Source organism: Arthrobacter sp. 10L424, assembly GCF_056395325.1.
On record NZ_JBFTJH010000003.1, the window covers coordinates 260009 to 272507 of the forward strand.

Sequence of the window (12499 nt, forward strand, 5' to 3'; positions counted from 1 at the left end):
CGGCCATGACAACAAAACCCAGTGTCGCCCTCCAGTCCGTCAGGCGTCCCGGGCCGCAGTGGCCAGTGCCGGCAGCCTTGATTCTCCTGAGCCTCATTCCCGTGATTGCCGGGGCGGCGCGGCTGACGGAGTTGACCGGGGGCGCTGCCATCACGCCGCAGAACGCACGGTTCTTTGCCTCGCCTGTCCCCGTGGTGGTCCACATTGTCAGCGTCACCATCTACAGCCTGCTCGGCGCATTCCAGTTCCTGCCCGGCCTGCGGGGCCGGAGCAGCTGGCACCGCGTCGCCGGAAGTGTCCTCATTCCCGCCGGCCTGCTCGCGGCGCTCTCCGGTCTGTGGATGTCGGCGTTCTACGCGCTCCCGGATGGAACCACCGACGTCCCCATCCGGCTGTTCTTCGGCTCGGCAATGCTCGTCAGCCTCATCCTCGGGATCGTCGCGATCGGGCGTCGGGATTTCGTCCGGCACGGGGAGTGGATGACGCGCGGCTATGCCGTCGGCGTCGGCGCCGGAACCCAGGCTCTCGTGATCTCCGGCTGGCTGCTCCTCGTGGGCACGCCCGGCGAGGTGGCCCGGGCCCTGCTGATGGCGGCAGCCTGGGTGATCAACCTCGCGGTGGCCGAGTATGTCATTCGCCGACGCGCCCGGCGCTCCGCCCGGACGCACCGTCCGGCCGGGAGGTCCGTCCGGACTGTTGCCGGGATCGCGCGGTGAACACAGGGGTGGAATGTCTTAATTCGACATAAGAATGCCGTCCGGCGCGGCCAGGTCCGTAACATTGAAGCTATTACGGTCCCCGACTTGCCAAGTTCATTGAAAAGGACTATTAGATTGCCACTCGAATCATTGCCCGTCCTGGACTTCTCCCGCCTGAATGCCGGCCCGGAGGAAGCCACGCGGTTCCGGAACGACCTGCGCGACGCCATGCACGAGGTGGGGTTCCTCTACCTGTCCGGTCACGGGATCCCGCAGGAGCTGACGGATTCCATGCTCGATGTGTCCCGACGCTTCTTTGAGCTGCCCGAAGAGCAAAAGCTCGCGGTGGAGAACGTCCACAGCCCGCAGTTCCGTGGCTACACCAGGGTCGGCGGTGAGCTCACGGACGGCGCAGTTGACTGGCGCGAACAGATCGACATCGGCGTCGAACGTTCGGCCGTGGAGCCGGGTTCCGGCGTCGCTGACTACTGGCGTCTGGAAGGACCCAATCTGTGGCCGGACGCCCTGCCCGAAATGCGGGAGATTGTCTCCGAATGGACCGAACGGCTGAGTACCATCTCGCTGACGCTCCTGCGGGCACTGGCGGTCTCCCTGGGCGCGCCGGAAGACACCTTTGATGCGGCCTTCGCCGCACGGGCCTTCCCACTGCTCAAGATTGTGCGGTATCCGGGGGAGTCCAACCCGGAGCCCAAACAGGGCGTGGGCTCGCACCGCGACGGCGGGGTCCTGACACTGCTGCTCGTGGAGCCAGGGAAGGGCGGACTCCAGGTTGAGTACCAGGGTCAATGGATCGATGCCCCCCAGGTGCCGGGAACTTTCGTGGTCAATATCGGCGAAATGCTTGAACTGGCAACGAACGGCTACCTCAAAGCGACGCTGCACCGGGTGATCTCGCCTTTGCGCGGCACTGACCGGGTTTCCCTTCCGTTCTTCTTCAACCCGGCGCTGGATGCGACCATGCCGCAGCTTGCCGTGAGCCCGGAGTTCCAGGCCAAGGCCCGCGGGCTTTCCGTCGATCCGACGAACAGCCCGATCCTTGAAACCTATGGAGACAATGCCCTCCGCTACCGGCTCCGGGCCCACCCCAACGTGGTCGCGGAACACCACTCGGACCTGCAGAACAGTTGAGTCGCCCGGCCGCGGGTACGCTGCGCGGGGGATCGGTCGGCGAGGGCAGCTAGACTCCGGGTGTCAGCGCTGGTCGATGTCCTCTGGGGGAAAGCTTGTTCAACCGCAGCCAGATAAGTTTCGTGCTGGGAATCGTTCTGGTTGCCATCGGCATTGCGGTCGCTTTTGCCGTGCGTGCAGTGTCCTTTGCCCGGTACATGCACCTCGAAGACCTTGGCCTGGATGTGGATCCTGCCGTGGGTCCGGAATTGTTCAGCCAGATCGTGGCTCCAACAATCCTTGAACGGACGTTCTTCTACGTGTCGTTGGGCCTTGTCCCGGCTGGCCTGGTGCTGCTGATCCTTGCTTGGCGGCTTCGCTCCAGGCCCGCCGCATAGTCCCGTTGAGGTGAGTGATTCAAGACGCATGGAGCGGCGCCCCAATGGTCCCAACGGCCAGCGACCAGCAGGAAATTTGACGGCGTGCGGACGGCCGAAAATTGTCGCAGGTGACCGATAGCCTGATTCCATGGACGGCAATCTTGGGCCCGACAGGGCTTCGGCAGCAGCTGGGACGGCGACGGTCGCGGACGTGGTCCGGGCGCTGGCCGCTGTCCGGCCCGCACGAGACTGTGTCGGGCTGATCAACCAAATCCGGGAACTCGAGGACGCGAAGTCCGCCGCGGCCGCGTCGCAGGCCCGCCTGTCCGTCGCCTTCGACCTGCTCCAGCGCCGTGAACAGCCCGACGCCGGGATGCCCGCGGCCGAGCTCGGGGCCGGGGTGGGCGCGCAGATCGCCCAGGCCCGGCGGGAATCACCTGCCAAGGGCAACCGGCTGCTCGGCCTGGCCAAGGCCCTTACTACGGAGATGCCTCGCACTCTTGCCGCGCTGGAAAAAGGAAAGCTCAACGAATGGCGCGCGACGATTCTGGTGCGCGAGACTGCCTGCCTGTCCGCCGCCGACCGTGCCGGGGTGGACGAGGAGCTGGCCGCCGACACCGGGACGTTCGACGGCGCCGGGGACCGGGCCATCATCGCCGCGGCCAGAGCGGCAGCCTACCGGCGGGACCCCCGCACCGTCACCCAGCGCGCCAGCCACGCCGCCACCGAACGGCACGTCAGCCTCCGCCCGGCCCCTGACACCATGTGCTACCTCACCGCCCTGCTCCCCGTCGCCGCCGGCGTCGCGATGCACGCCGCCCTCACAAAGCGCGCCGACTCCCTGCGTTCCGCCGGAGACCCACGGACCCGCGGCCAGCTCATGGCCGACACCCTCGTCGAAAGCACCACCGGCACCCCCGGCGGGATCACTGGCGTCGAAGTCCAGCTCGTGATGACCGACCGCACCCTGTTCCAGGGCGACAGCGAACCCGCCCGGCTCCCCGGGTACGGGATCGTGCCCGCCGGCTGGGCACGGGAACTGCTCAAACGTGGAGGAAAGGCGGCCGGCGCAGGCCAGCACCCAAAGCACGGAACCGGAGCAGGCGGCGGCGTGGCAGGAACAGGCGCCGGCCGAGCACGAGCTGCGGGAACGGCTAAGGTCCCGGATACCGCCGACGACGGCTGTGACCTTAGCGTCTGGCTGCGGCGGCTCTACACCGCTCCCGGCACCGGCGAGCTCACCGCAATGGACTCCCGCGCGCGGCTCTTCCCGCCGGGACTCAAACGCTTCCTCACAGTCCGCGACGCGACCTGCAGGATCCCGTACTGCGACGCTCCGATCCGGCACCTGGACCACATCATCCCCTGGCACCGAGGCGGACCAACAACCAGCAGCAACGGCGCCGGGCTCTGCGAAGCCTGCAACCACACCAAAGAAACCCCCGGCTGGAAGGTCCGACTCCGGCCGGGACCCCGGCACACACTCGAGATCCAGACGCCCACCGGCCACACCTATCAGTCCACTGCGCCACCACTACCGGGAACAAAACTGGCCATTCCACGGCGCACCGGTCCACCCCGCGCCAGAACTGCTCAGCCGTCTGCCGGGCCGGCAGTTGGTCCCATCGCCGAAACCAGCAACCACCGCCGCACACTGCGACACCAAGCCAAGACCCTCAGGCGTGCCGCCCTGCGACTTCCCGTGGCCGCGTAGAGGCGTCTGGTGATACTGTCCAGCTTGCGTCCAGGCGGCACTCCCGAGCGTCCCGGCGATGGCAGGTGTCAGTTCCACGCACCCCGACCGCCTGAACCTACCGGATGATGGTCAGCGGCTTCGTGGGTAGCACGCAGGACACCCTTTCAAGGGTGACTGCCGCACCGGCAACCCGGTTGTTCCTGCCGGTGTCATCGCACCAGTCGATGTTGAAGGGCATCGCTGTTATGGCTGCCTCGCCGGCGGCGGTCCCGGCCGGTACGTCAAAACCGTAGCTGAAGCTGCCGGCGTCGTTCATCGGGGCGGTCGCGGTCAGCACTTCCATGCCGGCGGCGTCGGTCATGGTCACCTGGATCCGGGCGTCCTTGCCATAGCGCGGGTTGCAGGCGGCGTCCTGCGCCGTCACCGTCACCCGGTCGCCCGGTTTCGCGCTCGAGGGTGCCACGGAGAATGCCGGCGGGAAACAAGGCGGCGCCCCGTCCCCGGAGGTGCTGGATGCGCAGCCCGACACCCCGGAAGCCATCAGGATGCCGCACACCGGCAGGACCTCCCGGAACCGGAGGCGACGGCGGCGGGCGGGGTGCCCGGGACCGGCCGCCAGAGCTTCAGGCACGGAGCTTCTCCCGCCACCCGGCAGATCGCAGGAGTGCCAGCGCCAGGAGGGCCAACAACGCGAGTCCGCTGGCCAGATACAGCATTCCGCCCCACGGGGCATGATCGCCGCCCGACGTGGCAAACGCATCAGCAATTCCCATCCCGCCCGTAAACGCCACGAACATGTGGGACGGGGCCGCGAGGACCAGCAATGCCAGATAACCGGCGACAACGTGGCGCGCGCGTGGAGCTCGCTTAAGGATTGTGCCGATCAGGCCGACAAGCGCCAAGGCCACCCCGACGGCACTCCAGGCGATCACGCGCGGCGTGCCCAGGGTCTCGCCGGCGGCGTCCATGGCTGCATAAATTTCGCCAAGTGTGGCGCCGGGGACTGCCGCCAGCGGATTCCACACAAGGCTCTGGCAGGCGCCGGCTATCGAATACGCGGTCAGCACCGCAGAGCCGACACCCGCGGCAAGGACCGCGCGTCGCTTCGGAACATTTCCCCCATGATCCATGCGCAAAAACTACCACCACCGGGCAGCCTGGCCGGAGTTATAGCCCCGTCAATTGAGCGAGAGGATGAGATAAAGGGCCGTAAGTACCAGGACGGTAGGCGTCATAACGAGTCGCTCCGGTTTGCTGCGGGAGATCCCGTTCATGACGATGCCGAGCCCGAAGTATGCCGTGAGGACCCACGCGGCGACGCCGGTGACGGTGCCGTTGATGAGCGGTGGCGCCAGCTCGGCCTTGGCCAGTGCTGTGTAGGCGAAAAGAGCGTACAGGGCGATGGACACAGCGCTGGCAACCCTCAGCTTCTTCGGAAGGACTGTGTGTCCTCCGCCCCAGGCCATCCTCCCCAGCGGTGCCCCCGCCGCGAGGGCGGCCTGGAAAATCGCCAGGCCGGCCAGGATGGCGCATGCCAGTAGTGCGGAAAGTTGGTCTAAGGCCATCAGGAACTCATCTTCCATGGAACTGCCGGGGCTGCTGCGGCGCAGCCGATGCCGCAAAAATAGCAGTACCACCCGCGAATTTCGGGGAACCTGCTGCGGCCGACTCCGGTCGCTGGCTATCCTGACCCCATGGACGTGCTGGCAACCCGGGGCGCAGGCCTCCTCTGATGGGTTCCTCCCGCTACAATCGCCGGCCCGTGGCCGGCGGCGAGTGGCCGGCCGGCCCGGTGGTGCTGGGCGTTGCGTGGGAACCGTCCGGACACGTGATCCGCGCCGGCGCCAGTTTGGCTGCCCGGCTGGGCGCACACCTGATTTGTGCGTTCGTGGACCCTGCCAGCTATCTCACAGAATGGGAACCCGTGGACTCCAGGACAAGTTCGTCCCTGGATCCGGCCGTCAGCATCGAGACGGACTTCCCCTCCGGCCGTGTCCGCGAAGGACTCCAGGCCATCCTGGGACCGCCGGGGGAGGACTGGTCGTTCAGGGTGCTGAACGGCGCGGTTGCCCCGGCGCTGGGCCGGCTGGCGGAGAGCACCGACGCGTCAGTGCTGATCGTCGGCGGAGACCGCCCCGGCCGGCTCGCTGCCGTGGAGCGGATGCTGGAGGGATCGGTCAGTGCGGAGCTGACCAGCCTGCAATCCAGACCAGTCCTGGTCATTCCCGCCCTGGACCCGTGACCGCCAGCCCGGGGCCGGGTACGACGCCGTCCGGCGTCGTGATCGATATTCGGGCGCTCAGGGGCTGCTTATTTCCAGTGGAACGGCTCGGGCGGTGACGTACTCCATGTCCGGAAGAATCGCTCGCGGGATTCCTCGCCGGCCACTTGTTCCAGGGCATGCAGCCGGCCGTAGGTGAAAGCAGCCTTTCCGCGATGATTGGCCGCCAGTTCGCGCAGCCGGTCCCGGGTGACCACGCTGTCATGGTGATCGCCCAGGCTCTCCTGGATCTCTTCCGCGGACCGTGCGAGCGTGGTTGCCCGCTTCCCGAAAATCGGGACCGCGGCTTCGGCCGCATAACGCAGTCGCTTGGCGCTCTTTCGGACCTCATGGAGTGCGGCATCCGTGGCCGGACTCGCGGAGCCGGCGTCGAGGGTATGTACTTCCTTTTTCAGGCGTTTGCGCTCCTTCGTCAGGAGCCGGCCCACCGTCTGCAGCGCGTCCTTCCCGGCAGTGTCGGTCAGTGGCGGTTCCCTGAGGAAGGCATCCAGCGCATCGAGAAGGCGGAAGTAGCGGGCACTCCTGAGTGCAGCAAGGCCTTTTGCGCGGGCGCCGTGGGCTGCAGCCTCGAAGTGCTCCTCGATCTGCTGCACTACCGGACCCATCAACAGGTCCGGCGGTTCGGCGCCGATCAGGTCCAGCAGCCGGGCCCGCATCACCTCGTTGTCCCGGGCTTCACCCACGGCGCCGGCCAGCCATCGAAGTTCCGAGCGCAGCGACCGAGTGACCTCGGGGTCGGCAAGTTTCCGGAAGGTGGCCAGTGCGGAACGGATCCTTCGCGCTGACACCCGGAGCTGATGGACGGAATCCGGCGCAGCCTCCCGGACCCCGGGGTCATGCCTCTTCAGCGCTGAGACCTGCTGGTTCAGGTAGGAAAGCAGCACCGCCGACGCCGGCCCCTCCGGCTCCGGCCCGGGTGCCGGTTTGTCGCCCGGAGGATACTGTCCGCCCAAGCCTCGGGCGAGTTTGGACGGCAGTGCCGACGGGTGGTGTCCAGTTTCAGCGAGCAGTGTATCGGCGCCTTTGAGCAACTTCCTGGGGCCGTCGATGAGTTCTATTTCCCATTCCCGCCAGGCGGTGCGGGCCTCCGGGTCCAGCAGTGTCTGGGAATCCACCCGGTCGTCGCAGAAGTCGGCCAGGGCTGTTCCATCGGACGCAAAGAGGCGCTGGGTGGTCCGCCGCGTCTTCAGCCGCGCAACCGGAATCACATCCTGATCCCTCGTATGGACCTGGACGAGTTGCCGCAGCCTCCGGGGTACGGAGTCCGGGTCTTTGCCCAACCGCCCCGTGAACTCCTGACGTTCCCCCACCGCCACGGGGAGTTTCAGGTGCCATCCGGCATCGTGGCCACCTGTCCGCCGGCGCAACGTGATCCCGCGGGTAGCCAGGGCCAGGCCGGCAGTATCGAAGTAGAAGGCGTCGAGCGCCTCTTCCTCGGGCGAGCCCACCCGGTCCACCCCCGGCAACGACTCCAGGACCGGCAACTTGTCGTCCTCGCCGACGTCGTATTTTCGCTCCACTTCGAGCATCTCGGAGTCGGTCATGGCCAAGCGTAGGCCCCCCGGAGCTGGGGCCGCATGAGCCGAAAGTCCCGCATCAGCCCCGGAAGGATCCGGGGCCCCGGCTTTGTAGGCACAATGGAAGCGTGACTTCTCCGGCCGTTCCGTTGCCCCCTGCTCCTCAGCCCTTCGATCTGGCGGTCATCGGGGCCGGCCTGGCGTTCGCGAACTCGCTCGGCGAGCTGGCCGACGCTCTCCGGGCCGGCGCACCATCCGCAACCGCCGTGGTCCAGGCGCCGCCGGGCACGGGCAAGACAACTCTCGTTCCGCCGGTGCTCGCCAACCTCGCCCTGGGCGCGGCCCCGCAGCCGGGGCGGACGGGCGCACCGCGCATCATCGTCACCCAACCGCGACGGGTTGCCGCGCGGTCGGCGGCCCGGCGTCTCGCTGCGCTGGACGGCAGCCGGCTGGGGGACCGCGTGGGGTACACGGTCCGCGGCGAACGCCAGGCCGGGCCGGGCACCCTGATCGAATTTGTCACCCCCGGCATCCTGCTCAACCGCCTGCTCGCGGATCCGGGGCTGGAAACAGCCACCGCCGTCATCCTCGACGAGGTGCACGAACGCGGCCTCGAGACCGATCTGCTGCTAGGCATGCTCAACGAGGTCCGCCAGCTGCGCGGCGATCTCACCCTCGTCGCCATGTCTGCCACGCTGGACGCGCCGCGCTTCGCCGCCCTGATCGGCGACGCAGCGGGACACGACGGCGGCGGGCCGGCGCCCGTCGTCGACTGTCCGTCCGCGCTGTACCCGCTTGAGGTCGAATGGCTGCCCGCGGCAGTGCCCCGGCTGGATGAACGCGGAGTGACGCGTGCTTTCCTCGACCACGTGGCGGACACGGCCGCTGCTTCGCACGCCGAAGCGCTGGCGACCGGCCGGGACGTGGATGCCCTGGTGTTCGTCCCGGGGGCGTGGGAAGTGTCCTATGTCGCTGGCCGCCTCCGCGGCCGGTCGCGCGCTGAGATCCTGGAGCTGCACGGGCAGGTTGGCCCCGCAGAGCAGGACCGCGCCGTCTCCGGGCGGGAGCCCGGCGGGAACCCGCGGATCATCGTGGCGACGTCGCTGGCCGAATCCTCCCTGACCGTCCCGGGAGTACGGCTGGTCATCGACTCCGGACTGTCCCGCGAGCCCCGGCGGGACGCGAGCCGCGGAATGTCAGGGTTAGTGAACGTGTCCTGCTCCCGGGCGTCCGCAGAGCAGCGCGCCGGGCGGGCTGCCCGCCAGGGGCCAGGCCGGGTGGTCCGCTGCTACGACCAGAAGACCTACGGTGCCGCACCGGCCCACCAGACCCCGGAGATCGTCGTCGCGGACCTCACCGGCGCCGCCCTGGTCCTGGCCTGCTGGGGGTCGCCCGGCGGCCGGGGGCTGTCGCTGCCTGACGCCCCGCCGCGGGCCGCGATGGACGAGGCCGTGGAAGTGCTGCGGGAACTCGGCGCGGTAGGTGCGGACGGTACCGCCACGCATCTCGGCAAGGCGCTGGCCAGGGTTCCCGCCGATCCCCGGCTGGCCCGGGCACTTCTGGACGGAGCCGCCGCCGTGGGGAACCGCGCTGCCGCGGAAGCCGTCGCCCTGGTCGCCGGGGACCAGCGAGCCCCCGGCGCCGACCTTCCGCGCCTCCTGGCCGCCCTGCGCACGGGCAAGGATCCGGCGTCCCGGCGCTGGACGGAGGACGTCCGGCGGATGGAGGCGATCTCGCGCCAGGAGCGGTCCGGCGTCGCGCCCCCTCCCGCGACTGCCGTGAGCGCCGCGGAAGCGGTCGGTTACGTCGTCGCCCTCGCTTTCCCGGACCGCGTCGCGCGCAGGGTCCCCGGCGACGGGCCGGAACGGTACCTGCTCACCTCCGGGACGCGGGCCGGGCTGCCTGCCGGAAGTTCGTTGTCCGGGTACGAATGGCTTGCCGTCGCCGAAGTCACCCGGGCCCAGGGGCGCGATGCGGCCGGTACCGGCGCCGTCATTCGTTCCGCCGCGCCGCTGACGGCGGACACGGCCGAGGCCGCCGCGCGGCATCTCCTGGGCGACACCATGGAAGCCCAATTCAGCCAGGGCCGGGTCACTGCCCGGAACGAACGCCGGCTGGGCGCGATCGTACTTTCCTCCACTCCGGTGCGCCCCTCAGCCGCGGAGGGCCGTGCGGCGGTAGCCCGGGCCCTGGCGAAGGAGGGGCTGGAGAGCATTGGATGGTCGACGGCGGCGGACGCCTTGCGCCGCCGTCTTGCGCTGGTGCGCCGGGAGCTCGGGGATCCATGGCCGGATGTGTCCGAGCCGGCGCTGCTGGCCCGGCTCGACGAGTGGCTGGAGCCTGAACTTCAGGCGCTGGCCGGCGGCGCTGCCACGAGCGGCATCGACCTGGGCGAGCCTCTGTGGCGCCTCCTGCCGTGGCCCGACGCCGCCCGGCTCGGGGACCTGGTGCCGGAACGGCTTGAAGTGCCGAGCGGCTCCTGGGTGAAAATCGACTACCCCGGGGTGGGCGACGACGGCGGGCGCCCGGTAGTGGCCGTCAAGCTGCAGGAATGCTTCGGCTGGGACCGGACGCCGCGGCTGGTGGGCGGCCGGGTGCCGGTGCTGTTCCACCTGCTCTCGCCCGCCCGGCGGCCCCTGGCCGTGACGGATGACCTGGCCTCATTCTGGTCCGGACCCTACTCCCAGGTCCGCGCCGAGATGCGGGGCCGGTATCCGCGGCATCCCTGGCCGGAGGATCCCTGGACGGCGCCGGCGACCGCCCGCACCAAGAGCAGGGGCTGAGGCAGGGGCCGCTGTTACGTGATTGTGACGTGGCTCACGGCGTTTTGGGTATCCTAGAGGCGGTCAGGAAGTCGGCCGTTCATGCTTCACAGGGGATATTTATTATGACCAGCAAACTCGACATCACCGTCGCTGTCGATCTCAGTTCCGAATCTGCACTCGTGTCACCGCAAGGCAAACTCACCGTTCGCAACGTCACAAGCCTGATCGCAGTCGCCCGCCGGGCCGGCTCCTTCGGGTACGGCCTCGACACAGTCGTGGATCTGCGGAAGCTGACCGCCGCTGACCCTGAAGCCGTGGCCATGATCCGCGCTTCGGGCTGGCAGGGCAGCCATCTGCTCGGAGCCGGCAAGGCCGGCCGGGTGCGTGCGGCATGAGGCCCGAGGTGGCTGTCGGGTACGGTTCCCTCGCACATGGCCACGGGGCGGAGCTGATTTTCGATTCCTTCCGCCGCTGGCCTCTGGTGCCTTCCTCGCAGCTGGTGCGGCTCCGCTCCGCGCTGCTGCAGTGCGTCGAACTGGCCTCACCGGACAAAGGTAGGGACTTGTCGGAGTCGGCTGGAAGGCTGTTGCAGCTCGTCACCGACGAACTGGAACGCCGCAATGACACTCCGGGTCCCGCAGTCATGCCGGCGGGGTTTCGGCGGGCGCGGCGGCTCCCTCACGCATAGACGGTCGGGATGGCGGGGCCGCCCCGCTGCAGCCGGTTCACAACGGCGGGCAGCTCGGCCATGGTCTCAGTGTGCCGGCGACGGGCCTTCGCCACGGCCCCCGGCCCGGTCCAGCCCGGCAGGAGTTTTCCGTCCCGGATGAACTGCCGCAGCAGCGGCCTGCCGTTGGGTTCCTCCGCCGGCGGGTGGCCAACGCCCAGGACTTCATGCGTGGCTGTGCCCGATCCGTCGAGCCTGCGCACCGCATGCTTCCGGCCGCCGATGTTGATCTTGCCCTTGGAGCTCTTGGCTACCGCGACGAACTCGCCGGTGTCGTTAGTGCGGCTGACCAGTTTGTAGACCATGCCTGCAGTGGGGGCGCCGGAACCCGTGACCAGCGCCGTGCCGATTCCGTATGCGTCGGCCGGGGCGGCCCGGAGGGCAGCTACGGAGTATTCGTCGAGGTCGGACGTGACGACGATCTTCGTGTGGACGTTGCCCAGACTGTCCAGCAGCTCACGGACCCGCCGGGCCTGCGCCACCAGGTCACCGGAATCGAGCCGCACCGCGCCCAGCTTGTCCCCGGCGAGTCCGACGGCGGTCCGGACAGCCGCCTCGACGTCGTAGGTGTCCACCAGCAACGTGGTCCCGGGACCCAGCGAGTCCAGCTGCGCCCGGAACGCATCGCGTTCGGTGTCATGCAGGAGCGTGAAGGAATGCGCCGCCGTGCCCACCGTCCGGAGTCCGAAACGCCGGCCGGCTTCCAGGTTCGAGGTTGCTTCGAAGCCAGCAATGACGGCGGCCCGGGCGGCCGCCGCGGCAGCCTCCTCCTGGGCCCGGCGTGAACCCATTTCAATGCACGGCCGGCCGCCGGCCGCGCTGACCATCCGGGAGGCGGCCGAGGCAATGGCACTGTCGTGGTTGAGGACGGACAGCACAAAGGTCTCCAGGATGCAGGCTTCGGCGAAGGTGGACTCCACGATCAGGACGGGGGAGTAGGGGAAGTACGCCTCACCCTCCGGATAGCCCCAGACGTCGCCGGAGAACCGGAAGTCCGCGAGGCGGGCCAGCGTCTCGCCATTTACGACGCCGGTCCGGTCCAGGAACTCGAGCTCCGGCGGTCCGAAACGGAACGAGGCAATGCCTTCCAGCAGCCGGCCGGTTCCGGCCACGATCCCGTAACGCCGTCCTTCCGGCAGTCCGCGGGCGAACGCCTCGAACACTGTTTTCCGCCCGGAAGCCCCGGAATGCAGGGCCGCCTGCAGCATGGTCAGTTCATAGTGGTCGGTGTAGAGGGACGTAACGGGGCCGTCCCAGAGCGGCGTGGTGTCCATGATTAACCCTAGGCTCCGTGGCGACCGGTGGGC

The 12499-nt window shown here is 68.8% G+C and carries 12 protein-coding genes; 7 read left to right on the forward strand and 5 right to left on the reverse strand.

Annotation, left to right across the window (positions count from 1 at the left end):
- The first annotated feature begins 5 nt into the window (after nt 1-5).
- From AC1DC5_RS06785 to AC1DC5_RS06800, 4 genes are all read left to right on the forward strand, one after another.
- Complete coding sequence (locus AC1DC5_RS06785; protein ID WP_476864636.1) at nt 6-716, forward strand: DUF2306 domain-containing protein; 711 nt, start codon at nt 6-8, stop codon at nt 714-716.
- Nucleotides 717-833: 117 nt separating this feature from the next.
- Nucleotides 834-1847: an isopenicillin N synthase family dioxygenase gene (locus tag AC1DC5_RS06790; RefSeq protein ID WP_476864637.1), complete on the forward strand. Its 1014-nt coding sequence runs from the start codon at nt 834-836 to the stop codon at nt 1845-1847.
- A 122-nt stretch (nt 1848-1969) separates the two neighbouring features.
- The gene (locus tag AC1DC5_RS06795) at nt 1970-2224 is read left to right on the forward strand and encodes a hypothetical protein (RefSeq protein ID WP_476864638.1); all 255 of its coding nucleotides are present in this window, start codon (nt 1970-1972) and stop codon (nt 2222-2224) included.
- A gap of 130 nt (nt 2225-2354) precedes the next feature.
- Entirely contained in the window at nt 2355-3920 is a 1566-nt protein-coding gene (locus AC1DC5_RS06800) for an HNH endonuclease (RefSeq protein WP_476864639.1), read from the forward strand.
- Between the two features lie 97 nt (nt 3921-4017).
- Here the strand turns inward: AC1DC5_RS06800 and AC1DC5_RS06805 are convergent, their stop codons facing one another.
- The 3 genes from AC1DC5_RS06805 to AC1DC5_RS06815 are packed head-to-tail and all read right to left on the reverse strand — an operon-like array spanning nt 4018 to nt 5467.
- Nucleotides 4018-4533, reverse strand: a complete 516-nt coding sequence (locus AC1DC5_RS06805; protein WP_476864640.1) for a hypothetical protein — start codon at nt 4531-4533, stop codon at nt 4018-4020.
- Entirely contained in the window at nt 4526-5032 is a 507-nt protein-coding gene (locus AC1DC5_RS06810; protein ID WP_476864641.1) for a hypothetical protein, read from the reverse strand. The genes AC1DC5_RS06805 and AC1DC5_RS06810 overlap by 8 nt, the downstream gene beginning before the upstream one ends.
- 48 nt (nt 5033-5080) lie before the next feature.
- Nucleotides 5081-5467 (reverse strand): hypothetical protein, encoded by a 387-nt coding sequence (locus tag AC1DC5_RS06815; protein WP_476864642.1) that lies wholly within the window; start codon nt 5465-5467, stop codon nt 5081-5083.
- A 197-nt stretch (nt 5468-5664) separates the two neighbouring features.
- Between AC1DC5_RS06815 and AC1DC5_RS06820 the strand changes: the two genes are divergently transcribed.
- Complete coding sequence (locus tag AC1DC5_RS06820; RefSeq protein WP_476864643.1) at nt 5665-6144, forward strand: universal stress protein; 480 nt, start codon at nt 5665-5667, stop codon at nt 6142-6144.
- A gap of 68 nt (nt 6145-6212) precedes the next feature.
- Here the strand turns inward: AC1DC5_RS06820 and AC1DC5_RS06825 are convergent, their stop codons facing one another.
- Nucleotides 6213-7727 carry a CYTH and CHAD domain-containing protein gene (locus AC1DC5_RS06825; RefSeq protein ID WP_476864644.1) on the reverse strand — a complete coding sequence of 505 codons (1515 nt, stop codon included), beginning with the start codon at nt 7725-7727 and terminating at the stop codon, nt 6213-6215.
- Nucleotides 7728-7828: 101 nt separating this feature from the next.
- On the opposite strand from AC1DC5_RS06825, the gene hrpB reads away from it, so the two are divergent.
- Complete coding sequence (hrpB, locus tag AC1DC5_RS06830; RefSeq protein WP_476864645.1) at nt 7829-10483, forward strand: ATP-dependent helicase HrpB; 2655 nt, start codon at nt 7829-7831, stop codon at nt 10481-10483.
- A 104-nt stretch (nt 10484-10587) separates the two neighbouring features.
- Nucleotides 10588-10860 (forward strand): hypothetical protein, encoded by a 273-nt coding sequence (locus AC1DC5_RS06835; protein WP_476864646.1) that lies wholly within the window; start codon nt 10588-10590, stop codon nt 10858-10860.
- 283 nt (nt 10861-11143) lie between these two features.
- Here the strand turns inward: AC1DC5_RS06835 and AC1DC5_RS06840 are convergent, their stop codons facing one another.
- Entirely contained in the window at nt 11144-12466 is a 1323-nt protein-coding gene (locus tag AC1DC5_RS06840; RefSeq protein ID WP_476864647.1) for a nicotinate phosphoribosyltransferase, read from the reverse strand.
- Nucleotides 12467-12499 lie beyond the last annotated feature (33 nt).